Source organism: Oceanobacillus sp. FSL H7-0719 (genome assembly GCF_045040795.1).
Lineage (GTDB): Bacteria > Bacillota > Bacilli > Bacillales > Amphibacillaceae > Oceanobacillus.
On the sequence record NZ_CP150301.1, the window covers coordinates 600,269 to 626,673 of the forward strand.

27 protein-coding genes are annotated in these 26,405 nt (G+C 37.3%); 25 read left to right on the forward strand and 2 right to left on the reverse strand.

Going from position 1 to position 26,405, the window contains the following annotated elements:
* Positions 1–7: 7 nt before the first annotated feature.
* The 9 genes from aroE (at position 8) to NST93_RS03080 (ending at position 7,349) form a co-directional block, all read left to right on the forward strand.
* The gene (gene aroE, locus NST93_RS03040; RefSeq protein WP_405101069.1) at positions 8–853 is read left to right on the forward strand and encodes a shikimate dehydrogenase; all 846 of its coding nucleotides are present in this window, start codon (positions 8–10) and stop codon (positions 851–853) included.
* 1 nt (position 854) lies between these two features.
* Positions 855–1,145, forward strand: coding sequence for a ribosome assembly RNA-binding protein YhbY (gene yhbY / locus NST93_RS03045; RefSeq protein ID WP_405101071.1), 291 nt, complete (start codon positions 855–857; stop codon positions 1,143–1,145).
* A gap of 17 nt (positions 1,146–1,162) precedes the next feature.
* Positions 1,163–1,732, forward strand: coding sequence for a nicotinate-nucleotide adenylyltransferase (locus tag NST93_RS03050; protein WP_405101072.1), 570 nt, complete (start codon positions 1,163–1,165; stop codon positions 1,730–1,732).
* Positions 1,719–2,303: a bis(5'-nucleosyl)-tetraphosphatase (symmetrical) YqeK gene (gene yqeK / locus NST93_RS03055; RefSeq protein WP_405101074.1), complete on the forward strand. Its 585-nt coding sequence runs from the start codon at positions 1,719–1,721 to the stop codon at positions 2,301–2,303. Before NST93_RS03050 ends, yqeK begins: the two co-directional genes overlap by 14 nt.
* Positions 2,296–2,652 carry a ribosome silencing factor gene (rsfS, locus tag NST93_RS03060; RefSeq protein WP_405101076.1) on the forward strand — a complete coding sequence of 119 codons (357 nt, stop codon included), beginning with the start codon at positions 2,296–2,298 and terminating at the stop codon, positions 2,650–2,652. The genes yqeK and rsfS overlap by 8 nt, the downstream gene beginning before the upstream one ends.
* Before the next feature lie 3 nt (positions 2,653–2,655).
* Entirely contained in the window at positions 2,656–3,408 is a 753-nt protein-coding gene (locus NST93_RS03065; protein WP_405101078.1) for a class I SAM-dependent DNA methyltransferase, read from the forward strand.
* A gap of 131 nt (positions 3,409–3,539) precedes the next feature.
* Complete coding sequence (locus NST93_RS03070) at positions 3,540–4,142, forward strand: helix-hairpin-helix domain-containing protein (RefSeq protein ID WP_405101080.1); 603 nt, start codon at positions 3,540–3,542, stop codon at positions 4,140–4,142.
* A gap of 68 nt (positions 4,143–4,210) precedes the next feature.
* Positions 4,211–4,771 (forward strand): ComE operon protein 2, encoded by a 561-nt coding sequence (locus NST93_RS03075; RefSeq protein WP_405101082.1) that lies wholly within the window; start codon positions 4,211–4,213, stop codon positions 4,769–4,771.
* A gap of 292 nt (positions 4,772–5,063) precedes the next feature.
* Positions 5,064–7,349, forward strand: a complete 2,286-nt coding sequence (locus tag NST93_RS03080; RefSeq protein WP_405101084.1) for a DNA internalization-related competence protein ComEC/Rec2 — start codon at positions 5,064–5,066, stop codon at positions 7,347–7,349.
* Positions 7,350–7,442: 93 nt separating this feature from the next.
* Here the strand turns inward: NST93_RS03080 and NST93_RS03085 are convergent, their stop codons facing one another.
* Entirely contained in the window at positions 7,443–7,577 is a 135-nt protein-coding gene (locus NST93_RS03085) for a YqzM family protein (RefSeq protein WP_405101086.1), read from the reverse strand.
* A 186-nt stretch (positions 7,578–7,763) separates the two neighbouring features.
* Here NST93_RS03085 and holA point away from each other — a divergent pair, with 186 nt between their 5' ends.
* On the forward strand, positions 7,764–8,783 hold the full coding sequence (gene holA / locus NST93_RS03090; protein ID WP_405101087.1) for a DNA polymerase III subunit delta: 1,020 nt from the start codon (positions 7,764–7,766) through the stop codon (positions 8,781–8,783).
* Positions 8,784–8,829: 46 nt separating this feature from the next.
* Here the strand turns inward: holA and rpsT are convergent, their stop codons facing one another.
* Positions 8,830–9,096 (reverse strand): 30S ribosomal protein S20, encoded by a 267-nt coding sequence (gene rpsT, locus NST93_RS03095; RefSeq protein WP_405101089.1) that lies wholly within the window; start codon positions 9,094–9,096, stop codon positions 8,830–8,832.
* 247 nt (positions 9,097–9,343) lie between these two features.
* On the opposite strand from rpsT, the gene gpr reads away from it, so the two are divergent.
* From gpr to NST93_RS03170, 15 genes are all read left to right on the forward strand, one after another.
* A complete protein-coding gene (gene gpr, locus NST93_RS03100) occupies positions 9,344–10,435 on the forward strand; it encodes a GPR endopeptidase (protein WP_405101091.1) in 1,092 nt (363 codons plus the stop codon).
* Positions 10,436–10,539: 104 nt separating this feature from the next.
* Positions 10,540–11,703, forward strand: a complete 1,164-nt coding sequence (gene spoIIP / locus NST93_RS03105; protein WP_405101093.1) for a stage II sporulation protein P — start codon at positions 10,540–10,542, stop codon at positions 11,701–11,703.
* Complete coding sequence (locus tag NST93_RS03110) at positions 11,704–12,036, forward strand: hypothetical protein (RefSeq protein ID WP_405101095.1); 333 nt, start codon at positions 11,704–11,706, stop codon at positions 12,034–12,036.
* 434 nt (positions 12,037–12,470) lie between these two features.
* Positions 12,471–14,279, forward strand: coding sequence for a translation elongation factor 4 (gene lepA / locus NST93_RS03115; RefSeq protein WP_405101097.1), 1,809 nt, complete (start codon positions 12,471–12,473; stop codon positions 14,277–14,279).
* A 194-nt stretch (positions 14,280–14,473) separates the two neighbouring features.
* A complete protein-coding gene (hemW, locus tag NST93_RS03120) occupies positions 14,474–15,637 on the forward strand; it encodes a radical SAM family heme chaperone HemW (RefSeq protein ID WP_405101099.1) in 1,164 nt (387 codons plus the stop codon).
* 117 nt (positions 15,638–15,754) lie between these two features.
* On the forward strand, positions 15,755–16,786 hold the full coding sequence (gene hrcA / locus NST93_RS03125) for a heat-inducible transcriptional repressor HrcA (RefSeq protein WP_405103746.1): 1,032 nt from the start codon (positions 15,755–15,757) through the stop codon (positions 16,784–16,786).
* A 115-nt stretch (positions 16,787–16,901) separates the two neighbouring features.
* The gene (grpE, locus tag NST93_RS03130; protein WP_405101101.1) at positions 16,902–17,468 is read left to right on the forward strand and encodes a nucleotide exchange factor GrpE; all 567 of its coding nucleotides are present in this window, start codon (positions 16,902–16,904) and stop codon (positions 17,466–17,468) included.
* Between the two features lie 29 nt (positions 17,469–17,497).
* Positions 17,498–19,336, forward strand: a complete 1,839-nt coding sequence (gene dnaK / locus NST93_RS03135) for a molecular chaperone DnaK (protein ID WP_405101103.1) — start codon at positions 17,498–17,500, stop codon at positions 19,334–19,336.
* Positions 19,337–19,651: 315 nt separating this feature from the next.
* Positions 19,652–20,779 (forward strand): molecular chaperone DnaJ, encoded by a 1,128-nt coding sequence (dnaJ, locus tag NST93_RS03140; protein WP_405101105.1) that lies wholly within the window; start codon positions 19,652–19,654, stop codon positions 20,777–20,779.
* 74 nt (positions 20,780–20,853) lie between these two features.
* The gene (gene prmA / locus NST93_RS03145) at positions 20,854–21,795 is read left to right on the forward strand and encodes a 50S ribosomal protein L11 methyltransferase (protein ID WP_405101107.1); all 942 of its coding nucleotides are present in this window, start codon (positions 20,854–20,856) and stop codon (positions 21,793–21,795) included.
* Positions 21,796–21,828: 33 nt separating this feature from the next.
* Positions 21,829–22,593, forward strand: a complete 765-nt coding sequence (locus NST93_RS03150; protein WP_405101108.1) for a 16S rRNA (uracil(1498)-N(3))-methyltransferase — start codon at positions 21,829–21,831, stop codon at positions 22,591–22,593.
* Positions 22,590–23,939, forward strand: a complete 1,350-nt coding sequence (mtaB, locus tag NST93_RS03155) for a tRNA (N(6)-L-threonylcarbamoyladenosine(37)-C(2))-methylthiotransferase MtaB (RefSeq protein ID WP_405101110.1) — start codon at positions 22,590–22,592, stop codon at positions 23,937–23,939. The genes NST93_RS03150 and mtaB overlap by 4 nt, the downstream gene beginning before the upstream one ends.
* A 184-nt stretch (positions 23,940–24,123) precedes the next feature.
* Positions 24,124–24,300, forward strand: coding sequence for a 30S ribosomal protein S21 (gene rpsU, locus NST93_RS03160; RefSeq protein ID WP_019377991.1), 177 nt, complete (start codon positions 24,124–24,126; stop codon positions 24,298–24,300).
* Positions 24,301–24,318: 18 nt separating this feature from the next.
* Complete coding sequence (locus NST93_RS03165) at positions 24,319–24,765, forward strand: GatB/YqeY domain-containing protein (RefSeq protein WP_405101114.1); 447 nt, start codon at positions 24,319–24,321, stop codon at positions 24,763–24,765.
* Positions 24,766–25,064: 299 nt separating this feature from the next.
* Positions 25,065–26,396, forward strand: coding sequence for an NfeD family protein (locus NST93_RS03170; protein ID WP_405101116.1), 1,332 nt, complete (start codon positions 25,065–25,067; stop codon positions 26,394–26,396).
* Positions 26,397–26,405 lie beyond the last annotated feature (9 nt).

Genomic DNA, 26,405 nt, shown 5'->3' on the forward strand with positions numbered 1-26,405 from the left:
AGAAAGCATGCCATACAACTTAAAACTAATCGGTTATCCGATTAAACATTCCATGTCACCCTGGATCCATAAAGAATTCTTAAAAAGAACAGGTATTGAAGGTTCATACTCTTTATTTGAAATAAATCCTGAGGATGATTTTGAAGCAAAACTTCTGCAGCTAAAAAAAGAACAAACGGATGGTTTTAATATTACGGTACCATATAAAGAGAAAATTATATCCTATCTCGATGAAATTGATGAGACGGCAAGAGAAATGCAAGCAGTAAATACAGTAGTTGCAAAGAATGGAAAGTGGATTGGCTATAACACAGATGGCATTGGCTATGTTCGTGCACTTACTAGTGCTTATCCTCGCCTTTTTCAAATGACAGATTTAAAAATATTAATTATCGGCAGTGGCGGTGCAGCGAGAGGGATTTATTACGCCTTGGCACGTTCGGGAAGCGAAGTAATCGATCTTGCAAATCGCACCAGATCCAAGGCAGAAGAAATAGCCGCTTTGGGTACAGATAAAGTAAATACAGAAATCTATTCGATCTCTGAAGCAGAAGGTGTACTTGCTTCCTATGATTTAATTATTCAAACGACATCGGTTGGGATGATGCCGAATGAAGAACAAGCACCACTGACTATCCGTGAATTGAAAGAGGATGCTGTGGTAAGTGACATTATTTATCAGCCAATTAAAACTAAGCTGTTACAGCAGGCTGAGCAAGTAAATGGGAATATCCACTTTGGACATACAATGCTGCTTTATCAAGCCCAATCAGCTTTTGAAATCTGGACTGGAAAACTGGCCAATGTTACAGATATGGACACACAATTACAACAAATTTTGGAAGGAAGATAATATGTTAACAGGTAAACAAAAACGATTTTTAAGAGCAGAGGCACATCATTTAAAACCTATATTTCAAGTTGGTAAAATAGGGGTAAATGAAAATATGGTTGAACAAATTAGTGATGCATTGGAAAAAAGAGAGCTTATTAAAGTAAGTGTGCTGCAAAATTGTCTTGAAGATAAAGACGTTGTTGCTGAGCAACTATCAGAAGGTGCAAAAGCAGAGATTGTTCAAATCATTGGAAACAGTATTATCCTTTATAAGGAATCAGATGAAAATAAACAAATACAATTACCTTAAATGGATGGGAGTATACGATGAGAAAGATAGGCATTTTAGGCGGGACATTTGATCCACCACATATTGGACATCTAATTATTGCTGAAGAAGTGCGTCTTGCTCTGGAATTAGAAGAGGTGTGGTTTATTCCAACATATACACCGCCGCATAAGGATTCGACAAAGACTAGTGTTAATGATCGAATTGAGATGACGAAATTAGCGATTGCCAGTAATCCTTATTTTAAAATTAACACGATAGAAATAGAACGTTCCGGAAAGTCATATACTATAGATACGATTAGAGAATTTAAAAAAAACCACACGGACTGCGAGTTTTATTTCATTATTGGTGCAGATATGGTGGAATATTTGCCGAACTGGCAAGAGATTGATGCACTTGTTAAACTCGTACAATTTGTTGGTGTAAAACGTTCAAGTTATGAGCTGAATACGCCATATGATATTCTGACAGTGGACATCCCGTTAATTGATGTTTCTTCATCGATGGTCCGGTCCTGGCTGGGAAAGAATCGTACTGCAAAATACATTGTTCCTGAGGCGGTTCATTCTTATATAGAGGGAGAAAAGTTATATGGAACTAAATGAAGCAATTGAAATTGTAAAGGGCCAACTTGGGAAAAGCCGATTTGATCATACACTGCGAGTGTTAGAAACAGCTCGGGAATTAGCACGGCGCTTTCATGCACCATTGGAAAAAGTTGAACTCGCAGCCGTTTTTCATGATTATGCAAAGCAGCGTCCGACTGAGGATTTAAGAAGAGAGATTATTTCCAGCGATTTACCAAAGGATTTATTGGATTATCATTCAGAGCTGTGGCATGGACCAGTAGGTGCGATATTAGCTGAGCGGCAGTATGGTATAACCGACAAAGAAATTTTAGGGGCAATATATTGCCATACTACTGGAAAACCACATATGAATAAGATTGAAATGATTGTGTATTTGGCAGATTACATTGAACCTGGAAGAGATTTTCCAGGTTTGGAAGAGGTCAGAGAAGCAGCTGAAGGTGATTTACTATATGCATGCTGGATTGTATCAAGAAATACAATCAATCACTTACTAAATAAGGAAGCAACAATTTATCCTGATTCTATCCATGCATATAATGATTTCACGAGAAAAATGAAAATGGAGGGAAAATTTAATGGATAAGAAGGAAATTGTACAAGTAATTGCAGAGGTATGTGATGATAAGCGAGCGGAGGATATTGTTGCATTAGACATGGACCAAGTGTCTTTAATAGCAGATTACTTCCTGATTTGTCATGGAAATACAGAACGGCAAGTACAAGCAATTGCGAGAGGCATTAAAGATAAAATGGATGAATTAAATATTGAAGTTGGACGTATGGAAGGCATGGAACAGTCACGCTGGATTCTTTTGGATATTGGTGATGTAGTTTGTCATATATTCCATAAAGAAGAGCGTAGTTATTATAATCTGGAACGTTTATGGGGAGATGCAGAAGAGCTTCCACTTCATATCGGACAAGAGGGTTAGGAAATGGCTTATCAAAAAATGGCCTATCTATATGACCAGCTGATGGCTCATGCACCATATGATGGCTGGATTGAATTTACAGAAAAGGTCTTTGCAAATTCCGGTGCATCAAGAAAGCGAATTGCAGATCTCGGATGTGGGACCGGGGAAATTACTACAAGACTTGTGCAACAGGGCTATGAAGTAATCGGTGTAGATAATTCACAGGATATGCTTACTTATGCAGAGCATAAAGCAAGCATGCAAAAACTGAGTATTCAATGGCTGCATCAAGATTTGAGGGATTTAGATGGCTTGTATGATTTGGATGCAGCGATCAGCTATTGTGACGTTTTGAACTATATAACTGAGCCAGAAGAGCTGCAAGAAACATTTCATCACATCTATAAGGCTTTAAAGCCAGGCGGTCTATTTATATTTGATGTTCATGATTTAAATTATATAAGTGAAAATTATTTAAATCAAACTTTTGCTGAAGTTACGGATGAAGCATCTTATATTTGGTTCTGCACGCCAGGTGAAGAGCCTGGAGAGATGTATCATGACCTGACATTCTTTTATATGGAGGATGGCAAATATGAGCGTTTTGATGAACAACATCACCAGCGTACATACGCGAAAAGGTTTTACAAAGAAATTTTAAAAAATGCAGGCTTTGAAAACATAGAAGTATATGCTGATTTTTCGCCAATACCGAATAATATGGATGAAAACTCTGCTAGAATCTTTTTTTCAGCGAGTAAAGGATCGAGATAATTTAAAATCTCGGTCTTTTTTTAATAAAAGGGTTTTTGTTATAGATGTCGAACTAGTTGATTAAAGTAGTACTTATTTAGGTCACTTCTACAATTCCTCGCCTTATTCTCTCTAAAGGATGTGAACCCGCAATGTCAGAGTCAATCAAGAAAATAATTTTCTTCGTCGGTCTAGGTATTTCTGCTATTATCTTTTTTGTCATTACAAATGACCCCGCTAATAAAACAGATATTGAAGAACAACAGCTTCAGGCTGCACTTATTCCAAATGAATCGCCAGAGATTGAGCAGCAGGAGGTGACATCTGAGCAAATTGCAATTGTTGATGTAAAAGGTGAAGTGAAAAAACCTGGAGTGTATGAGATGAGTCTTGAATCAAGAGTTAATGATGTGATTATAAAAGCTGGCGGTTTTACTGATGCTGCAGATGAGACACTGGTTAATCTTGCGCAAAAAGTGCAGGATGAAATGATTATTATTGTTAATAAGCAAGGAGAAGAAGGGGAGGCCACAGGTAGTTCTGATAGCTCTGGTTCAGGTCAAAAAATAAGAATTAATTATGCTACTCTGGAAGAGATTCAGACGCTAAATGGAATTGGTCCTTCTAAGGCACAAGCAATTATTCAATATCGGGAAGAAAATGGATTATTTCAAACACCAGAAGATTTATTGCAAGTTTCCGGAATTGGAGAAAAGACCCTGCAAAATTTCATCGATCAAATTCAAATTCCATAAATCTTCATTGACGATTAAACAGCTTCACGGTTACACTAGATAAAAAGCAGTTTTATAGGGGGATTCAAATGGACAGAATTTCATGGGACCAATATTTTATGGCTCAAAGTCATTTGCTAGCTTTGAGAAGCACGTGTACAAGATTAATGGTCGGAGCAACAATCGTGCGTGATAAGCGGATTATTGCTGGTGGTTATAATGGAAGTGTTTCTGGAAGTACACATTGTGTCGACGATGGTTGTTATGTAATAGATGGTCATTGTGTAAGAACAGTTCATGCGGAAGCAAATGCTTTATTGCAGTGCGCTAAATTTGGTGTGCCAACAGATGGAGCTGACATTTATGTTACCCATTTTCCATGTCTGCAATGTTGCAAACAACTAATTCAAAGTGGTATTCAAACTGTGTTTTATGCAGAAGATTATCATAACCATGAATATGCAATCGAGCTTTTCGAAGAAGCTGGAGTTAAAACGAAGAAGGTTGAATTAGAGTACTTAGCTGTAGATACAAAATATCAAGAGAAGCTAGAACTAGTAGAGAAGTTGTTTACAGAATTAGAATCTCCAGGAAGTAAAGCGGATATAAACGAACTTAAGAGTGAAGCGGAACGATTATTTTCCAACTAATGTTCGTACGTATGCTATGTATAAACTGGTTATTTTATAATGTGGAATCTGTATTCCAAATATCCCTTACTTTCATGAACGATTAGGCAATATTTCGTGTTTATGGTCTTTTTCATCTCATAGAGTACAGGGGATTTGGACTGGATCCATTAAATGCTATTCATTTAACCATTGAGTGTTTAAAGAGGAGCCCATTATGATAGTAAATGCATATACGGTTAATGCAGGGTCTGGTTTGTCCAGTTCTTTTGCATGTTATTTTAATATTTAATCTATTAATAGGAGATAGTGTATGAAAGGATATTGGCATATTTCTGCATTAGCTGCTGTTTTTGCGGCAATTTCTTTTATATTTGGTCAAAACCTTTTTGTTTTCGTATTACTCTGGCTGTTGTTTCTGTTCTATGATAAGCGGATTCCATTATTTCCACTCATTTTTTCGTTATTCTGTTTCTTTTTCTTCTATTATCATACCCCGCACTTAAATAGTAACCCCGAAGCTTTCAATTCAAACGCATCAGATCAAGTTTATACTGGAAGAATTGTCAGTGAGCCCACAATAACTAGTAAAAAAGTAGAATTCATCGTTGAAGAGACACGAACAGAAGAAAAAGTCATGGTGCTATTTTTCCCGAATGAAGACGATGTTGAGAAAGATTTTACAGCGCTAAAATATGGGGCGACATGTAATTTTTCTGGGATAGTCGAGTATCCGGAAGGAGCAAGGAACCCGGGCCAATTTGATTATCAACAGTTTTTACTGACCAAAGATATTGCTTATCAATTGATCCTGGAAGACTTTCAGAAAATAGAATGTGAAGGGGCTTCATTTTGGCAGCGGTTCTTCGCATTGAGATTAAAATTGATTGAACAAGCAAAAGAAAAGCTTAGTCGTTACACTTCTAGTTGGGTTAATGCTCTTGTTCTTGGTGATGATTCCGAAATTGATGAAAGTATTATTGTGCTTTTTCAAAATTGGGGACTTTCACATTTATTGGCGATTTCTGGGCTTCATATTGGTATCGTGGTAGGCATTGTCTACTTTATTCTGATTAAATTAAACATCTTTACAAGAGAAAAAGGCGAATTGGTAATGCTGTTTTTTCTGCCAATCTACGCTATCCTGGCTGGTGGCGAGCCTTCTGTATTAAGAGCATGCATGATGGTGTTATTATTACTTATTTTCAGGCGTTTCATGGTTAAGATTTCAGTGCTTGATGTTATCAGTATTGTATTTTTAGTTTTATTTTTCTTTGATGGTTTTTTGATTTACCACATTGGATTTCAGTTCTCTTTTATAGTTACACTTGGAATTATTCTATCAAGAAAGTGGCTGAGTACGGTAAACTCACGGATTTTTCAACTTCTTATAATTAGTTTTGTATCACAAATGATTATTCTTCCGCTGCAATTAAACTATTTTGCTCTATTTCAGCCTCTATCTATTTTGCTAAACTTAATTATTGTCCCCTATTTCTCGATATTTGTAATTCCGTTTATGTTTGTCTTTTTATTCGCTTCATTTTTACCGCAGAATCTATTGCAAATATTCGATGGTTCCTTTGTTGCAATACATCAACTTGTCATGAAGTCAATTGCATTTATTGACAAACATTTTGATTTTTCATTATTAGTAACGGATTTGCCAATCTGGATCTTCATTCTCTATTATTTATTATTGCTAATTTCTCATTATCTATTAGAGTACAAGTACTTGAGGCAGGCATTTTTAAGTTTCTCCTGTTTAACCTTACTAATAGTTGGCTATGCCTCTGTGCCATATTTTTCTGGTAAAGGATATGTGACAATGCTTGACATAGGTCAGGGAGATGCGTTTATTATTGAACTTCCATATCGTGAGGGAGTATTTATGATTGATGCGGGTTCACGCTTTTCATTTAACGATATGGAGCCAACAAAGTCGGTATATAAGCAGGTAATCTTGCCTTACTTAAAATATCGCGGAATTCATAAACTGGATGGCCTATTTCTGACGCATGAAGATATTGATCATATAGGTAGTGCTGAGTTTATGATTGATGAGGGGATAGTAGATGCTTTATATATCAGTGAATTTTTTGCTATGCCTGAAAATCTGGCAAATAAAAGGGTTGATAAAAATGTCGCAGTGTACCGCTTAAAAACAGGGGGGACCTTAGATGTGGCGGGGCAGCGCTTAAATGTGCTTGCTCCAATTCAAGATAAGCGAAGTGCGAATGAAAACTCACTCGTCCTGTATACAGAATTGGGTGGAAAGAGCTGGTTATTTACAGGTGATATCAGTAAGCAAGAGGAAGGGGAACTCATTGATAGTTATCAGCTTAAAGCAGATGTTTTAAAGGTAGCACATCATGGAAGCAGCACATCCTCCGATCCTATTTTTATAGAAAAAGTGATGCCAGATACAGCAATAATTTCAGTTGGCAAGGATAACTCCTATGGTCACCCAACAAAAGAGGTGCTTGATACATTAACAGCTTTTGGGATTCAAATTCTGCGAACAGATTTACATGGAGCTGTACAATATCAATATATCGATCAAGATGGAGAGTTTTATACATACTTTCCAATGCGTTAGGATTATCTTTCCATACAAAAAGAGACTGTTTTCGGCAGCAGTCTCTTTTAGGATAAGTATCATTTAATTACGAATTGATTTCTAGATGGTGAATTAACCACCTAAAACACTAATTACTACTCCAATTCCAAAAATAAGGAAAAAGAATACAAATGAGAAAACAAAACCTAAGCCTGAATCAATTACATCATTATTTTTAGATTGTGGATTACTTTCGAACTCGTTCATAAATACCCCTCCTATCATCCAACATTAGTATAAGATAAAATGAATGAAAAATCCACTTGTTTTACCTTAATTTCATTGAAAATACTTGCAGGAGATTTTTTATTTCTATTTTACCTGACAAAATAACTTGCTATTCCTTTTGTTAGGATTTACGATAACTATATACTTTATTGGAGTGGATAGGACATGTCGTACATGGAAGTACTAAAGAAAATCAAGAAGAAAAATATAGCACCAGTATATTTTATATATGGTTCGGAAGCATATTTTATAGAAAATCTAAAGAATCAATTAATCGAAAAAGTAACGGAAAATAATGAAGACAGTCTTTCGGTATATGATTTGGAAGAAGTGCCAATAGAAGATGCGGTTGGTGATGCAGAGACATATCCTTTTTTTGGTGACAGAAAATTAGTTATAGCAATGAACCCTGTATTTTTAAAGGCGAAGCCAGATAAACTGCCATTTGAACATAATATAGCGGAGCTGGAAAGATATATTGCATCTCCAGCAGAATACTCTACATTAGTTATTATTGCACCATACGAAAAAATTGATGAACGAAAAAAAGTTACTAAACTGCTAAAAAAACAAACAACAGTAGCTGAGTGCAATGAAATTAAAGATAATGATTTAAAACAATGGGTCAACTCTCTCGCACGCAAGCTTGATATAACAATTACAAATGAAGCATATGAAATCTTTGAGGCCGAATTATCTACAAACTTACACCAATTGGAAAATGAACTTAATAAGCTGGCTCTTTATACCGGTCCAAAGGGAGAAATCACAAAGGAAATTGCAGAAGAATTGATTTCTCACACGACAAACAGTTCTTCCTTGCGCTTAGTGGACGCAGTAATTGAGAAGAATTTACATAAAGCTATTACTATTTTTAAGGATCTCCTAAAAATGAAGGAAGAGCCAATTGCGCTAATTTCTCTAATTGCATTTCAATTCCGCTCTATTCTTCGGGTGAAGCTCTTAAAACAGCAGGGTTATAGTCAATTCCAGATTCAAAAACAACTTGGCATACATCCATATGTTGTAAAAATTGCACTTAATCGAGAAAAACAATTCTCAGTTGATCGGCTTGAAAAAATTATCATTCAATTAACAAATACAGATGCGGCAATTAAACAGGGGAAAATGGAGAAAGATTTAGCGTTTGAATTATTGCTTTACGAACTGATTGAAGCAGCTTGATAAAAACAAAAAACGATCCAATTTCTGGATCGTTTTTTGTTTTGGATTATGCACCAAGCTCATTAACCTTTTTAGATAAACGAGTTTTTTGGCGTTCGCCGTTATTTTTGTGAATAATACCCTTTTGGACTACTTTATCAATCTTTTTAACTGTGTCTTTCAATGCAGCTTTTGCGTTTTCAACATCATTCGCTTCAACAAATTTTTCAACTTGTTTAATTGCTGTACGCATATCAGATTTTTTAGATTGGTTTTCTGAACGTTTCTTTTCGTTTGTTTCAACACGTTTAATTGCTGATTTAATATTAGCCATTCTTTCACCTCCTAGATAAGCTTGACTATGTGGTTAATAAAAGCATACCTATTTTAAAGAATACAAATTTAACATTTAGCTTTTTCATTAACAAGAGTTATTTTATCAAACGCGCCGCAAGTTTTCAATAGTATTGTTATTTTATAACACAAATTGTATGAATTCTATACTTTGGTTCATCCTAATAATACTTGTATTTAACGAATAAATCCAGTCGGACCAAATTTTCATATAAGGAGAAAACGATATGTCGGAAGAGAAGAACTTTCAAGTGAGAACTGACCTTGCAGTCGAAGCGCGTGATATGTATGTCGAAAAGGACAATAAGTCAAATGAAATTAATGGTGTGGCATTTAAAGAAGTAGACCATAACGGTATTAAAGTGGCTTATGTTGAAATTGATAATGAGGGGGAAGAGAGAATTGGCAAGAAATCTGGTAATTATATTACGATTTATGCCGATGGTGTAAAGAAGCAGGATACAAATAGACAGAAAGAAGCAGCAAAAATACTTGCTGCTGAACTGCGCAGGCTGCTTGAAAAAAATAATATACCGCCAGATGCTGAAGGATTAATTGTTGGATTGGGAAATTGGAATGTTACTCCAGATGCTTTAGGACCAATGGCCACAGAGAAAATATTAATTACGAGTCATTTATTTAAGCTGGAATATGAAACGGTTGCGAGCGGATATCGTCCAGTTTCAGCGATTACCCCAGGTGTTATGGGGATTACTGGTATTGAAACGAGTGACATTGTGCGTGGTATCGTTGAAAAGGCACAGCCGGATTTTGTGATTGCAATTGATGCACTTGCATCAAGATCGATTGAAAGGGTAAACGAAACGATTCAATTATCTGATTCAGGAATTCATCCAGGCTCTGGTGTGGGAAATAAGCGAAAAGAATTGAGCAAAGAGACATTAGGTATTCCAGTCATCGCTCTTGGTGTGCCAACAGTTGTTGATGCGGTAACGATTACGAGTGACACAATTGATTTTCTTCTTAAACATTTTGGAAAAGAGTGGCGTGAAAAGGATATGCCTGGCAAGGCACTGACACCAGCTGGCTTTACATTGGGCACCAAAAACTTAACCGAGGAAGATTTACCTGATGCAAAACAAAGGGAGACGGTTCTGGGCATTGTTGGAGGACTGACCGAAGAAGAAAAAAGACAGCTCATATCAGAAGTCCTGACGCCAATTGGACATAACTTAATGGTAACACCGAAGGAAGTGGACGGGTTTATGCTTGATATGGCGCATTTGATTGCCAATGGGATAAATCATGCACTGCATGAAAACATAGATGACGGCAATGTAGCAAATTATACGAGATAAGGTTGCATCTACTAAACAAAATATATTAAATAAATGACATGGTTCTATCAGATGATTTTCTGTCATAGATTTGAAAGTACAGGAATCACAGGAGGGATAGAATCATGTCTTTTCATTATAAACAACAACAGTATAAAAACGGAATGCCTAAAAAGCTGGGGGTTTTTCTAGTAAGTTTAGTAATCGTGTTCGTTCTAATAGGATTTATGACAGCGGGCAACTCCACCTATCGGCTCTCCTCCAATACGATTACGAAGTGGACAAATGATATTGAAAGTTCTGTTTTTCTTCGATTACTAGGGATGGAAAATAGAGCATTGCTGCTAGTGCATGAAGAGGACGACCAATTCACCTCTCTCTCAAGCACGCTGTTTCATTTAATTACAAGTATTAAGCCGAATGATTTTCGTAGTCTGCTAGGCAATGAGCTGCCTGGATTCTCAATTTTTGATACGGAAATCCTAATTGCAGGAGAGGGAACAGATTATACCAATTTACCAGTAGAGTCTTCTTTTCCATTAGAGGATGTTCTGGAAGATAGAGAGGCAGTCTATGAAGAGGAAGAAGCAGAGGAAGAGGACAGCCCTAAGCAAAGTGAAACCCTCGAAAATGTTGTCTTTATTTATAACACACATAATCGTGAGTCGTTTTTGCCACACTTGCCTGGGATCTCAGATCCAGACTCAGCACATCATGGAGAAGTCAATATTACGATGGTTAGCAAAAGGCTGCAGCAAGCCCTTGCTGAAAAAGGAATTGGAGCTATCGTGGATGAAACAGATATTGTTGGAGAAGTGTTAGTTGAAAAGGACTGGGAATATTGGCAATCATATCATGCTTCAAGGGAAGTTGTCAGTGCAGCGCTTTCCCAGAATAAAAATATAAAGTTTACCTTTGATTTACATCGAGACGCGATTGCGAGAGAACAGACTACTAAGAATATTGGTGGAGAAGACTATGCGCGCGTTATGTTTGTCATTGGATCAGATAATCCAGACTTCAAGAAAAATACGGAGCTAGCTAAAAAATTGCATGAAGCTTTAGAGACAGATTATCCTGGTTTAAGCCGAGGAGTAATTCCTCAAGGAGGAGCGGGAAATAATGGGGTTTACAACCAAGACCTCTCAGAAAACGCACTTTTATTAGAAATTGGCGGGACTGGAAACACACTAGAAGAAGCATATCGAACAGTCGAAGCCATTGCAGATGTTTTCAGTGATTATTATTGGGATGCAGAAGCTGTACAAGGAAAAGAAGGAGGCAATTAAGTGAGGACAATTATATTTTTCCTATTGCTCATGATATGTTTTCTGGCAGGTGTTTTATATGCGACAGATCACCAAGCGACAGTCAAAGAACCGTATTTAACTAATAATACAGCAGTTGAAATAGACGAGGGCGTGACTGATGAAAAGCAGGATACTGGCGTAGAAGAGAGTTTGGTTGAAGAAAAGCAGGATACAGTCACAGAAGAGACAGTTCCTGTACAGAAAATGGACACACCTGCATTCCAAGCAGCCTCAGCACTGGAAACTGTTGTTAGCTTTTTTTATGAAATAATCGTAGATATCCTTTACCAAGTATCAAAACTATTTTATTAATTTAAACCTTACGTGAAAAAGACCTTGAAAATATAGCTGCCATTGGTCTCTGCTTAGGTTTTTAAATTAAAACAGTATCTGTGAATAGATGTTAAAATAACACGAGGGAAATTATCTAACGTGTATATTGATAAGCTTCTGCTGCTCTCCACCAGTGGGGAGTGAGTCTGCAATATTCAAATTACTATTAAAGTAATCAATAATTTGCATAGAGTAAGAAGCTATAAAAGATTTAACAAAACTTAATTAATATACAAGTTTGACTAGTAATAATTACACGATTTGATTTTAACTATTCCGTTGTTCTGCATGATATAATAGGTAAGTTCTTGAATATCTTTATATCAATTGCTATAATCAATGCTAGCAATTATCACCAAATTTATTTTCCCTCATGTTAATGAAGCATAGGGGTGTAGGAGTGAGCAACAGGAATGGTGAAGAAAAAAAGAAATGTACGTAACTTTTCGATAATCGCACATATCGACCATGGAAAGTCAACGTTAGCGGATCGTATATTAGAAAATACCCAGGCACTCAGTGAACGTGAAATGAAAGAACAAGTGCTTGATGGTATGGATTTAGAACGTGAACGTGGAATTACAATAAAATTAAACGCAGTTCAACTTGGATACACAAGTAAAAGTGGAGAGGAGTTTATTTTCCATCTAATTGATACTCCTGGCCACGTCGACTTTACGTATGAAGTTTCCAGAAGTCTTGCTGCTTGTGAAGGAGCAATCCTGGTCGTGGATGCTGCACAAGGCATCGAGGCACAAACATTAGCAAATGTATACTTAGCGATGGAAAATGATTTAGAAATTATTCCGGTTATCAATAAGATTGATTTACCAAGTGCTGATCCGGAAAGGGTTAAGAAAGAATTAGAAGATGTACTTGGAATCGATGGAGACGAAGTAATTCTGGCCTCTGCTAAAGCAAACATTGGAATTGAAGAAATACTTGAGAGAATTACAGAAGTTATTCCGCCGCCTGCCGGGGATATGGATGAACCATTAAAGGCATTAATTTTTGACTCCCTTTATGATTCTTATCGTGGTGTTGTAGCTTATGTATGTATTAAAGAAGGCTCCATGAAAGTCGGAGACAAAATAAAAATGATGTCTAATGGTAAAGAGTTTGAAGTAAATGAAGTAGGCGTATTTAAACCGAAAATTACCGCAATAGATGAGTTAACGGTTGGTGATGTTGGTTACTTCACGGCTTCAATGAAGGACATTGGTGATACACAGGTAGGGGATACAGTTACAAAGGTTGAGCGGCCTGCTGCTGAAGCATTGCCAGGTTATCGCCGTCTAAACCCAATGGTATTCTGTGGACTTTATCCTGTAGAATCTAATAATTATAATGATTTACGCGAAGCATTGGAAAGACTTGAGTTAAATGATTCATCTTTACAATATGAAGCAGAGACATCACAAGCACTTGGTTTTGGTTTCCGTTGTGGTTTCTTAGGACTCCTTCATATGGAAATTATCCAGGAACGTATTGAAAGAGAGTTCGGAATTGACCTTATTACGACAGCACCGAGTGTTATATTTGAAGTGGTAAAAACAAATGGCGAGAAAATAATTGTGGATAATCCGGCTGATATGCCAGACCCGCAAGTTATCGATTCGATCAGTGAGCCATATGTGGAAGCAACCATCATGGTACCGAATGATTATGTTGGGCCAGTAATGGAAATTGCTCAGAAAAAACGCGGGCAATTTATTAATATGCAATATCTAGATGATATTCGTGTTAACGTTATTTATCATATTCCACTCTCTGAAATTGTTTATGATTTCTTTGATCAGCTAAAATCACATACAAAAGGCTATGCTTCATTCGATTATGAACTTATTGGCTATAAGGAATCTAATCTTGTGAAAATGGATATCCTCTTAAATAGTGAAACAATTGATGCTTTATCCTTTATTGTCCATCGTGACTTTTCTTATGAAAGAGGTAAACAAATCGTTGAAAAGCTGAAAAAACTTATTCCGCGACAACAGTTTGAAGTACCTGTACAAGCGGCTATCGGGAATAAAATTGTCTCCAGATCGACAATCAAGGCAGTCAGAAAAGATGTTACTGCTAAGCTCTATGGTGGAGATATCAGCCGTAAGCGTAAACTTCTTGAAAAACAAAAAGAGGGTAAAAAGCGTATGAAAATGGTGGGTTCTGTGGAGGTGCCACAGGAGGCATTTATGGCAGTACTAAAAATGGATGATGAGTAAATGTTTTGCCCTGGAAAGTCTGAAAGCATTTGTTGCTCTCAGGCTTTCCCTTTTTAAATCTAAGCTACCTGATTTTAAAATGAGACAGACTCGGTTCTTGGCTCTATGAATGTTTAATAGAGAAGTTGGGGGAGTTGAGAGTGTTTCAGCCGCGTGAAGGATCATCATCGACATTTAATGAGAGAAGGGAAACCATGACAAACATTCAATCTGCTTATATACATATCCCGTTTTGCCAGCAAATGTGTCATTATTGTAATTTCGTAAAGTTTTTCTACAACGAAAAGCTTGCGACTGAGTATTTATTTGCTTTAGAAAAAGAAATAAATAGTTATCTTCCTGAAAGTAAAAATAGATTATCAACACTCTATATTGGCGGAGGAACACCAACGGCATTAAATCTTGAGCAGCTTACTTTTTTATTTGAGATTATTCATAAGAAATTTGATGTTTCGCAGCTGGATGAATTTACAATTGAAGTTAATCCAGGCGATATTGATGATGAAAAAGCTAAGCTTTTGAAGTACTACGGTGTAAATCGTATATCCTTTGGTGTTCAAGTAATGGATGACCAGATGCTTGAACAGCTCGGCCGTGTTCATCGAGTAAAGGATGTATATCAAACGGTTGATTTATTTACGAAAAATGAATTTACAAATATTAGCCTTGATTTAATTTATTCGCTTCCGCATCAATCGGTTGAGCAATTTCAAAAGTCGCTGGAAGAGGCTTTGGCTTTCAATCTGCCGCATTACTCTACATATTCTCTGCAAATAGAACCAAGAACAGTATTTTTCCAGCGTCATAAGAAAGGGCAGTTACATCGTCCAACTGAAGATGACGAGGTAGTAATGTATCAAATTTTGCAGGATTCTATGAGAAGGCAGGGCATAGAGCAATATGAAATAAGTAACTTTGCAAAACCATCATATGAAAGCAAGCATAACCTAGCTTATTGGAGCAATGACTATTATTATGGATTTGGAGCTGGCGCTTCCGGGTATATACCAGGTGAGCGGATTACGAATATCAAACCGCTGCCGGCATATATGAAGAAAGCATTGGCAAAAGAAAAGCCAATCCTGCAAATCGATAAAATTACAATAAAAGAACAAATTGAAGAAGAGTTATTTTTAGGATTACGAAAAATAAAAGGTTATAACTGCGAAATCTTTGAAACGAAATACGGTTTCCCACTGGAGGCTCTCTACCAAGAGCAGTTGGAGCAGCTGGAGAATAATGGACTGATTTTGCGGGATGCCAAGTATTTGAAGCTGACAGATCAAGGAATACTGCTTGGTAATCGGGTTTTTGAAGAATTTATCCTTGAAGAGGAACAGCTGGTAAAGTTATCATAATTAATGGAATGACATAGGCTTTCCGAAGACGTGATGATTGACAAAAAACAATGGATTTGATAATTTATATATAGAATTAGCACTCGGATGAAGGGAGTGCTAACAGAGGTGATCATCATGCTGACGGAAAGGCAACTATTGTTATTACAGGTGATTATTGATGACTTTATTGAGACAGCACATCCGGTTGGTTCACGTTCCCTATCTAAGAAAGGGACAATCCCATTTAGTGCTGCTACAATAAGAAATGATATGGCTGATCTTGAAGAGTTAGGCTTTCTAGAAAAAATGCATTCTTCTTCAGGGCGAGTTCCCTCTGAAAAAGGATATCGCTATTATGTAGATCACTTAATTAAACCAGTATCAAACCATAAATATAAAGGCATTGTAAGTAATTTGATAGACAAAGGATTTTATGAGTTTGAACAAATTATCCAAATGTCTGCAGAAGTTCTATCTGAATTAACAAGCTATACTTCCATTATTTTGGGGCCTGAACTATTTGAGACCAAACTAAAGCAGCTGCAGATTGTTCCGCTTTCTACACAAGTAGCAGTTGCAATTTTAGTTACAAATACTGGTCATGTTGAACATCGTTCTTTTTCGATTCCAAAAGGAGTAAATCCATCTGATTTCGAGAAACTGGTAAACATAATTAATCAAAAGCTTATCGGTATACCAATTCTAAAGCTGCAGGATATATTTTATACTGAAATCGCTGAAATCATGCAGCATTATCTCGATGACTATGAGAGATCATTAGTATATTTGAAAAAGATATTCTTAACAGATTACCCAGTAAAACTCTATGTAAGCGGGAAATCGAATATTTTAATGCAGCCAGAGTTTAATGATATTGATAAAATCCGTTCCTTTTATACCTTAATGGATCGGGAAGAGACACTGGCGGATTTACTTAAGAACTCGACGAAAGGCATTGAGGTAACAATCGGCAAAGAAAATGAAATAGAAGCGATTAAAGATTTTAGTTTAATCACATCTTCTTTTCATAACGGTGAAGAATATATGGGAACAATTGCATTACTTGGTCCGACTAGAATGGAATATAAGAAGGTCATTTCTTTATTAAGAGGATTATCAAATGAAATGACAGATACGCTGTACATGTGGTATAAGAACAATGAATAATAAATAGAAGTTGGATGGTGTGGTGAAGGAGGAAATTTGGTCTCTAGATCTCCTTTCCACAATTTTTACTGTTTATTTAACAACTTTGCTATATTAATATCCGGAGGTGTCACTTGTGACGGAAAAGCAGAAAGAAGATCTAACTGAAGAAATTAATAAAGAAGAAATCGAAGAAACCGAGGAAACTGTTGAAGTTCTTGACTCTGACAATAAAGCAGAAGCAGACAGAGAGAATGATGCAGAAATAGAGAAGCTAAAAGAGGAAAAAGAAGATGTTTATAATCGACTCTTAAGGCTTCAAGCAGAATATGACAACTTCAAGCGCCGCACACAAAAAGAAAAGGAAGCGGAGCGTAAATATAAAGCACAGGATATTGTTACAGATATCTTACCGGTGCTGGATAATTTTGAAAGAGCATTACAAGTTGAAAAGACTGAAGAAACAGCTGGACTAATTGATGGGATTTCAATGGTGCATCGTCAGCTGCAAGATGCTTTGACGAATAATGGTGTAGAAGCAATCGATACAGTTGGGGAAGAGTTTGATCCGAACAAGCACCATGCTGTTATGCAAGTAGAAGATGATTCAGTTGAAACAAATCATGTAGTAGAAGAATTGCAAAAAGGCTATTTACTTAAAGATCGTGTTATTCGACCAGCAATGGTTAAAGTTAATAAATAATTGAGTCTGTCAAGGAGGAAATATATATTATGAGTAAAATAATTGGAATTGACTTAGGAACTACAAACTCTTGTGTATCTGTAATGGAGGGTGGAGAAGCAGTTGTTATCCCAAACCCAGAAGGTAATAGAACAACTCCATCTGTAGTAGCTTTTAAAAATGGTGAAAGACAAGTAGGGGAAGTTGCAAAACGTCAAGCAATTACAAACCCTGATACAATTCAGTCTGTGAAACGCCATATGGGAACAGATTATAAAGTAAGAATTGATGATAAAGACTATACACCACAGGAAGTATCAGCAATTATTCTTCAGCATATCAAAGCATACGCAGAAGATTATATTGGTGAAAAAATTGATAAAGCAGTTATTACTGTACCAGCTTATTTCAATGATTCAGAGCGCCAAGCTACAAAGGATGCTGGGAAAATTGCTGGTCTAGAAGTTGAGCGTATTATTAACGAGCCAACTGCAGCAGCTTTAGCATACGGCATCGATAAGGATCAAGGAGATCAGACAATTCTTGTTTTTGACCTTGGCGGCGGTACGTTTGACGTATCAATTCTTGATATTGGTGACGGAACATTTGAAGTGGTTTCAACAGCTGGTGATAATCGTCTTGGTGGAGATGACTTTGACCAAGTGATCATTGATTACATGGTTCAAGAATTCAAAAAAGAAAATGGTATTGACCTTTCACAGGATAAAATGGCTACACAGCGTTTGAAAGATGCTGCAGAAAAAGCGAAAAAAGATTTATCTGGTGTTTCTCAAACACAAATTTCTCTGCCATTTATCACAGCGGGAGAAGCTGGACCTTTGCACTTAGAAATGACTTTATCACGTGCGAAATTTGAGGAATTATCATCTGAGCTTGTAGAGCGTACAATGATCCCTACACGTAAAGCTTTGTCGGATGCTGGGTATTCTTCAAGTGATATCCATAAAGTAATTCTTGTTGGTGGTTCTACTCGTATTCCAGCAGTACAAGAAGCAATTAAAAAAGAACTTGGACAAGAGCCTTCTAGAGGGGTTAACCCAGATGAAGTAGTCGCTTTAGGAGCTGCAATCCAAGGTGGAGTTCTTGCTGGTGATGTAAAAGACGTACTTCTTTTAGACGTTACACCACTATCACTGGGAATCGAAACAATGGGAAGTGTATTTACAAAATTAATTGAAAGAAATACAACAATCCCAACAAGTCATTCACAAGTTTTCTCTACAGCAGCAGATAATCAAACTGCAGTTGATATCCATGTATTACAAGGGGAACGTGAGATGGCTGCAGATAACAAAACACTTGGACGCTTCCAATTAACAGATATTCCTCCAGCACCTCGTGGAATTCCACAAATCGAAGTTTCTTTCGATATTGATGCTAACGGAATTGTTAATGTACGTGCAAAAGATATGGGAACGAATAAAGAACAGTCGATTACAATTAAATCATCTTCAGGTTTATCAGATGATGAAGTTGAAAAAATGGTAAGAGAAGCAGAAGAAAACGCGGAAGCTGATAAAAAGCGCCGTGAAGAAGTAGATCTTCGCAATGAAGCAGACCAACTTATCTTTACTACAGATAAAACGATTAAAGATCTTGGGGACAAAGTATCTGATGAGGATAAACAAAAAGCGGAAACTGCAAAAGATGAACTGAAAAAAGCTTTAGAAGGTACAGACATCGAAGATATTACTGCGAAGAAAACGGCACTGGAAGAGCATGTTCAACAACTTTCAGTAAAACTGTATGAACAAATGCAGCAAGAACAGCAAGCTCAAGGTGAAGGCCAATCAGCAGATGCGAATCAAGCGGATGATGTGGTTGATGCAGACTATTCAGAAGTAGAAGATGATGAAGATAAAAAATAAATAAACAGGAAGCACACGCATAGCGGCATACAGACTGAACTAACTTTAAGAGATAAATAAATTCTCGCTAATTGGAGGGACAGTCACCGCAGCTGTATAGGTGAAATAATATTACCTATCGTATTCCAATCATTAGCTTTCTAGAAAACAAGTTGGTTTTACAAAAGTCAAAGTCAGGGTTCTCTTGGCTTTGACTTTTTTCTAAGGTACGAAAGATATTACTATAAGTGACTAAGATAGGTTCAGTTGCCATTCGTTTATAAATAATGATATGATAAAACCTATGCAAAAGTTCGGCAGGAGAGTGATGAAATTTTGAGTAAGCGTGATTACTATGATGTCCTTGGAGTTGAAAAAGGCGCATCTAAAGATGAAGTGAAAAAAGCATACCGTAAGTTAGCTAGACAATATCACCCAGACGTGAATAAAGATCCGGGTGCGGAAGACAAATTTAAAGAAGCAAAAGAAGCATACGAAGTCTTAAGTGATGAACAGAAGCGCGCCCAATATGATCAATTCGGTCATGCAGGAGCTGCAGGCGGACAAGGCTTTGGAGGATTTGGCGGTGCTGGAGACTTTGGTGGCTTTGGCGATATCTTTGATATGTTCTTTGGCGGCGGTGGAAGAAGCCGTGACCCGAATGCACCGCGACAAGGAGCAGATTTACAATACCAAGTGAATTTGGAGTTTGAAGATGCTGTCTTTGGTAAGGAATTAGATATTAATATCCCTCGTGAGGAAGAATGTGATACATGTAACGGCAGTGGTGCGAAGCCGGGGACGAAGCCGGAAACATGTACACATTGTCATGGTTCAGGACAGCTCAATCAAGAGCAAAACACACCATTTGGCCGGGTTGTAAACCGCAGAGCCTGCCCATACTGCGGCGGGAAAGGTCAGATTGTTAAAGAAAAATGTTCAACCTGTCATGGCGATGGCCGTGTAAAGAAATCAAGAAAAATTCATATTTCCATCCCTGCAGGTATTGATGAAGGTCAGCAAATCCGAGTTGCAGGTAAAGGTGAAGATGGAATAAATGGGGGTCCTCCTGGAGATCTCTATGTAGTAATTTCAGTACGCCCGCATGATTATTTTGAGCGGGAAGGAGATCATATCTATTGTGAGCTCCCACTGACTATCACTCAGGCGGCACTCGGGGATGAAGTAGAGGTTCCGACCGTTCATGGGAAAGTGAAATTGAAAGTCCCTGCAGGTACACAATCAGGTAAAACCTTCCGTCTAAGAGGTAAAGGTGTTGCAAACGTACGTGGACGCGGACAGGGTGATCAGCACATTCAAGTGCGTGTTATCACACCTACTAAATTAACTGATAGGCAAAAAGAGTTACTAAGAGAGTTTAACGAAATTGGTGGTAATGGCTCAACAGAGGAACAGGATACTAATTTCTTTCAGCGTTTTAAAAAAGCATTTAAGGGTGATTAACGATGTTGTGGCCAGCAACATCGTCTACATATTTTTTATTCTTGAAATCCTTATAAGAAATGAGTGGATTGAAAATGAAATGGACAGAAATCTGCATACAGACTACAAACGAGGCTGTCGAAGCAATTTCTTTTATTCTTCATGAAAATGGAGCCAGCGGGTTGGTAATAGAGGATCCTCAAGATTTGCATGATGTCTACGATTCTCCATATGGTGAAGTTTATGAATTGGATCCTAAAGATTATCCGGAAGAAGGTGTTCGGATAAAATCCTATCTTCCCGTTAACAGCTATCTTAAAGATTCTGTCGATGAGATAAAGCAAGCAATTAACAATTTGCAAAACTTTGGTTTGGAAATTGGGGCAAATGAAGTCACACTCACTGAAGTTAATGAAGAAGATTGGGCTACAGCCTGGAAGAAATATTATAAACCACTTCAAGTTTCTGAACGGATTACGATTAAACCGACCTGGGAAACCTATGAGCCAAGCCGTGATGATGAAGTAATTATAGAGCTTGATCCAGGCATGGCTTTTGGTACAGGAACACATCCTACGACAATGCTGAGTATTCAGGCTTTGGAGAAGTATTGTCAGGGCAATGAGGTTATTCTTGATGTTGGCTGTGGATCTGGAGTGTTAAGTATTGCTGCAGTAAAATTAGGTGCCCAAAAAGTATATGCATATGACTTGGACGATGTAGCGGTAAAGAGCAGCAAAATGAATATCGAACAAAATAAACTATCTGATAAAATAGTTGTGGAACAGAATAATCTCTTGCAAAATATAGATATTAAAGCAGATATTGTTGTTTCGAATATTCTAGCTGAGATTATTGTGAAGTTTGTTGATGATGCATGGAAAAACCTCAAAGGAGAAGGAATCTTTATAACATCTGGAATTATTCTTAATAAGAAGCACTTAGTACTAGATGAAATGAAGAAACATGGTTTTGACATCGTTGAAGTAAACGAACTAGATGAATGGATATCTATAATTGCCAGAAAACCTAAATAAATTGTCTTTTTAAACGAGTAGTAGGTGAATAAAATGCAAAGATATTTTATACTCAACCAGGATAATTGGCTGGACAATCATGTGAAGATAAGTGGAGATGATGTTCACCATATCAGTCGTGTCATGAGAGGTAAGCCGGGTGACCAGATTATATGCAATGATAAGAATGGGCATGCTGCATTATGTACAATAATGGAAATTACAAGTGAACTGGTTTCAGCAGTTATAGAGGAATGGATTGAACAAGATACTGAACTTCCTGTAGAAGTCACAATCGTTCAAGGGATGCCTAAAAGTGATAAGTTAGACTTAATTGTTCAAAAGGGTACTGAGCTGGGAGCAGCAGCTTTTATACCATTTAAAGCAGAACGCTCAATTGTAAATTGGGATGAAAAGAAAAAGCATAAGAAAATACAGCGTCTTGAAAAAATTGTGAAAGAAGCGAGTGAGCAAAGTCATCGCACAAGCGTTCCGTCAGTTCATTTTCCGGTTAGTTTTAATGAATTGCTTATACTTAGTAAGGATTATGACTATAAAATATTTGCGTACGAAGAGGAAGCAAGGACATCTAGCTACCAATCGATAGCAAATATGCTGAAAAAGACTGAAGCTGGAATGCGTTTGCTGATTTGTATTGGACCTGAGGGCGGATTTTCTGAGAAAGAAGCTGCAATTTTAAAAGAAAATCAATTTTGGCCTGTTCGCTTTGGCCCACGAATCTTACGAACAGAAACTGCTGCACTATATGCATTGGCAAGTATTTCTTATCATTTTGAAGAATTGAGGTGGGAGAAATGACTACAGTTGCATTTCACACATTGGGGTGTAAGGTGAATCATTATGAAACAGAAGGAATATGGCGCATGTTTATGGAAAAAGGCTATGAACGTGTTGACTTTGAGCATGATTCCGATGTCTATGTAATTAACACATGTACTGTTACAAATTCTGGGGATAAGAAAAGCAGACAGGTAATCCGTCGAGCAATACGAAAAAATCCTGAGGCAATTGTATGCGTGACTGGCTGTTATGCACAAACCTCTCCAGGAGAAATTATGGAAATACCTGGAGTGGATGTTGTAGTAGGCACACAGGACAGAAAAAATATTTTCGACTATATTGAAGAACATAAAAAGACAAGATTGCCAGTAAACGGTGTCAGCAATATAATGAAGAACCGCGTTTTTGAAGAAATGGACGTTCCAGAGTTTACTGACCGCACGCGTGCGTCTCTGAAAATCCAAGAGGGCTGCAATAATTTTTGCACTTTCTGCATTATTCCTTGGTCACGTGGTCTATTGCGTTCCCGTGATCCGGAAAATGTGGTACAACAAGCTCAAAAGCTTGTTGATGCAGGTTACAAGGAGATTGTGCTTACAGGAATCCATACAGCCGGATATGGGGAAGACATGAAAGATTATAACTTTGCAATGCTTCTCAGAGATTTGGAGGAAAAAGTCGATGGTCTAAAACGTATCCGTATATCTTCCATTGAGGCGAGCCAAATAACAGAAGAAGTAATTGAGGTATTGAATCAATCGAAGAAAATTGTACGTCACTTGCATATTCCGCTTCAGGCAGGAAGCGATCCAGTATTAGCACGAATGCGCCGCAAATATTCTACTGCTTTCTATAAAGAGAAAATAGAACGAATTAGAGAGGCTCTACCAAACCTGGCTATTACATCAGACGTAATTGTTGGATTTCCAGGAGAGACAGAAGAAGAGTTTCAAGAAACCTATGATTTTATTAAAGAAATAGGATATGCGGAACTCCACGTCTTCCCATTCTCGCGTCGTACTGGAACACCGGCTGCCAGAATGGATAATCAAGTTGATGACGAAGTGAAGGAAGAACGCGTACATCGACTTATTGAATTATCAAATCAGCTTGCTAAGGAGTATGCTTCACAGTACGAAAATGAAGTCCTTGAAGTGATTCCAGAAGAAACAATCTTGAATAAAGATCAACCTGATCTTCTCGTTGGCTATACAGATAACTATATGAAAGTCCAATTCGAAGGTACAAAGGATATGGTCGGTAAGCTCGTTCGTGTAAAAATAAACAAATCTGGTTATCCATACAATGAAGGGCAATTTGTACGTGTTATGGAAAATGCAACACATGCATTCATCAAGCAGTAATAAAAAATGCAAGGTTGAAAATGCTGTTTAATTTATTTCAGTTCCTGTCTCAATCAAGTTTTTTAAAATACTAGAAAAATTAAGTTGACCTTAAAGTGGGATTATATTATACTTTAATAAGCATATGAATTTATTTTCATATGCTTCTAATTTTGTTTTGTGCTTCGGAGGGAGGGAAACAAGCATGTCAAATACAACTCGCGTTCGTAAAAACGAGTCTCTTGAGGATGCTCTTCGTCGCTTCAAGCGTAGTGTGTCAAAAAGTGGTACACTACAGGAATATCGTAAGCGTGAACACTATGAAAAACCTAGCGTAAGACGCAAGAAGAAATCTGAAGCTGCTAGAAAGCGTAAATTCTAAAAGAGGGTGTTCGAAGGTATGACTTTACTTGATCGGCTAAATCAGGATATGATTAAAGCAATGAAAGAGAAAGATATAGAAACCCTTGGCGTCATTCGTATGGTAAAAGCTTCGATACAGAATGAATCGATAAAGCTTGGGCAAGAATATCTATCAGAGGATGAAGAATTAACAATCTTGTCAAGAGAACTTAAACAAAGAAAAGAGTCCCTCCAAGAATTTAATGCCGCTGGCCGAGAAGATCTTGTGAATAAAATTAAATCTGAAATTGATATTTTACAAGAATATATGCCGAAGCAACTTTCTAATGAAGAATTAGAAGAAATTGTGGAGCAAGTGATTCAAGAAGTTAATGCCACATCAATGAAAGATATGGGCAAATTGATGGGCAAGGTCATGCCTTTAACAAAAGGCAAGGCGGATGGCTCACAAATAAAAGAAATTGTAGAACGTAAATTAAAGTAAGCGCCAAAAGCGCAGACACTGGGTATGGACTGGATGAAGGCAGTTTAGGTAACTCAGTTCCCAATTAGCCTATTCCTATTTTATAGATCCCAAATAAAAAAATCCTTATCATTGATAAGGATTTTTTTATTTGAATATGCAGCTTCTCTTTCCCTAGAAGGTTGTAGTATGGTACTATTTTAGTTGTAATCGTATATTTTTTCTGGATTTAATCATATATTTAAATAAATCGTATAAAAGTGAAACTAATCATCAATATTATCCGTATAAATAAATAGCTGCAAAGGGGGTGTTAATCATTGTCAAACAGAAAAACATTAAAATACATAGTACTTATTTTATCCATTGTGTTTGTTTTATTACCGGCACCTAATTTATCTGATACAATGGCAGAGGGAAGCGGGAAACTTGTGTATGTCATTCCGATAGAACGCGAGGTGGAACGGGGACTGGAAGCATTTTTGAAGCGTACAACAGATGACGCAATAGAAGCACATGCTGATCATATTATTTTCGAAATAGATACCCCAGGTGGAAGGGTTGACTCTGCTGGTCAGATTGCAAGTATACTGCAAAATATAAAAATCCCAACAACCTCATTTATTGTTAACGAAGCGTTGTCGGCAGGCTCATATATCGCTCTAAATACCAATAACATCTATTTTAAGCCACATGCTACAATGGGGGCGAGTGGTGTCATAACGGGTGATGGAAATGCAGCTAATCTTAAAGCTCAATCTGCATGGCTTGCAGCGATGCGCAGTGCCGCTGAATCACAGGGGAGAGATCCGCTCTATGCGGCGGCGATGGCCGATGAATCTATCGACCTGGCAGAATATGGAGCGCCAGAAGGGAAGTTTCTGACACTTGGTCCACAAGAAGCAGTTGAAGTGGGGTATGCTGAAGGGATTGTTCATCATCAAGTGGAACTTCTAGATGCACTTGGGTTAGCTAATGCTACGATTGTTGAAACAGAGCCGACATTTGCTGAAGAAGTTGCTAGGTTCCTTACGCATCCAACAGTGATTCCAATCTTGCTTTCTGTTGCGAGTATAGGTTTGATTGTAGAGCTTTACTCACCGGGATTTGGTGTTGCTGGAGGTATGGGGATTCTTTCACTGCTCTTATTCTTTTATGGTCATATTGTAGCTGGTTTAGCGGGAATGGAAGCAATTCTCTTGCTTATCATAGGTATTGTTTTAATTATTGTGGAGTTCTTTATACCTGGTGGAATTGTCGGTTTACTTGGTGTAGGGGCGGTAATTGGTTCTCTATTTATGTCTGGCTATGATATTGGACATATGGCATTCAGCATCTCAGTTGCTTTCATTGTTGCTGTAGTTATTGCAATTGTGTTGTATAAAAGGATTGGTTTGGATAAGGGACTGTTTAGACATGTTATACTAAAAGACCAGACCTTAACAGAGTTGGGTTATGTTTCTTCCGCAAATCGTTTGGAACTAATTGGTCTAGAAGGTGTAGCAATAACTTCTTTGCGGCCTTCTGGGATAGGAAAATTTGACGATGAGCAGCTAGATATTGTATCTGAAGGAAACTTTATTGAAAAAGGAAAGGAAATAAAAATCATTAAAGTTGAAGGTGTACGAGTGGTTGTAAGAGAAATACAATAATAAATATTT

What these genes read in the sequence shown, in the direction of transcription:
- aroE (WP_405101069.1), top strand. Translation starts at nt 8, where the DNA reads ATGCCATACAACTTAAAACTAATCGGTTATCCGATTAAACATTCCATG.
- yhbY (WP_405101071.1), top strand. Translation starts at nt 855, where the DNA reads ATGTTAACAGGTAAACAAAAACGATTTTTAAGAGCAGAGGCACATCAT.
- NST93_RS03050 (WP_405101072.1), top strand. Translation starts at nt 1,163, where the DNA reads ATGAGAAAGATAGGCATTTTAGGCGGGACATTTGATCCACCACATATT.
- yqeK (WP_405101074.1), top strand. Translation starts at nt 1,719, where the DNA reads ATGGAACTAAATGAAGCAATTGAAATTGTAAAGGGCCAACTTGGGAAA.
- rsfS (WP_405101076.1), top strand. Translation starts at nt 2,296, where the DNA reads ATGGATAAGAAGGAAATTGTACAAGTAATTGCAGAGGTATGTGATGAT.
- NST93_RS03065 (WP_405101078.1), top strand. Translation starts at nt 2,656, where the DNA reads ATGGCTTATCAAAAAATGGCCTATCTATATGACCAGCTGATGGCTCAT.
- NST93_RS03070 (WP_405101080.1), top strand. Translation starts at nt 3,540, where the DNA reads ATGTCAGAGTCAATCAAGAAAATAATTTTCTTCGTCGGTCTAGGTATT.
- NST93_RS03075 (WP_405101082.1), top strand. Translation starts at nt 4,211, where the DNA reads ATGGACAGAATTTCATGGGACCAATATTTTATGGCTCAAAGTCATTTG.
- NST93_RS03080 (WP_405101084.1), top strand. Translation starts at nt 5,064, where the DNA reads ATGAAAGGATATTGGCATATTTCTGCATTAGCTGCTGTTTTTGCGGCA.
- NST93_RS03085 (WP_405101086.1), bottom strand. Translation starts at nt 7,577, where the DNA reads ATGAACGAGTTCGAAAGTAATCCACAATCTAAAAATAATGATGTAATT.
- holA (WP_405101087.1), top strand. Translation starts at nt 7,764, where the DNA reads ATGTCGTACATGGAAGTACTAAAGAAAATCAAGAAGAAAAATATAGCA.
- rpsT (WP_405101089.1), bottom strand. Translation starts at nt 9,096, where the DNA reads ATGGCTAATATTAAATCAGCAATTAAACGTGTTGAAACAAACGAAAAG.
- gpr (WP_405101091.1), top strand. Translation starts at nt 9,344, where the DNA reads ATGTCGGAAGAGAAGAACTTTCAAGTGAGAACTGACCTTGCAGTCGAA.
- spoIIP (WP_405101093.1), top strand. Translation starts at nt 10,540, where the DNA reads ATGTCTTTTCATTATAAACAACAACAGTATAAAAACGGAATGCCTAAA.
- lepA (WP_405101097.1), top strand. Translation starts at nt 12,471, where the DNA reads ATGGTGAAGAAAAAAAGAAATGTACGTAACTTTTCGATAATCGCACAT.
- hemW (WP_405101099.1), top strand. Translation starts at nt 14,474, where the DNA reads ATGACAAACATTCAATCTGCTTATATACATATCCCGTTTTGCCAGCAA.
- hrcA (WP_405103746.1), top strand. Translation starts at nt 15,755, where the DNA reads ATGCTGACGGAAAGGCAACTATTGTTATTACAGGTGATTATTGATGAC.
- dnaK (WP_405101103.1), top strand. Translation starts at nt 17,498, where the DNA reads ATGAGTAAAATAATTGGAATTGACTTAGGAACTACAAACTCTTGTGTA.
- prmA (WP_405101107.1), top strand. Translation starts at nt 20,854, where the DNA reads ATGAAATGGACAGAAATCTGCATACAGACTACAAACGAGGCTGTCGAA.
- NST93_RS03150 (WP_405101108.1), top strand. Translation starts at nt 21,829, where the DNA reads ATGCAAAGATATTTTATACTCAACCAGGATAATTGGCTGGACAATCAT.
- mtaB (WP_405101110.1), top strand. Translation starts at nt 22,590, where the DNA reads ATGACTACAGTTGCATTTCACACATTGGGGTGTAAGGTGAATCATTAT.
- rpsU (WP_019377991.1), top strand. Translation starts at nt 24,124, where the DNA reads ATGTCAAATACAACTCGCGTTCGTAAAAACGAGTCTCTTGAGGATGCT.
- NST93_RS03165 (WP_405101114.1), top strand. Translation starts at nt 24,319, where the DNA reads ATGACTTTACTTGATCGGCTAAATCAGGATATGATTAAAGCAATGAAA.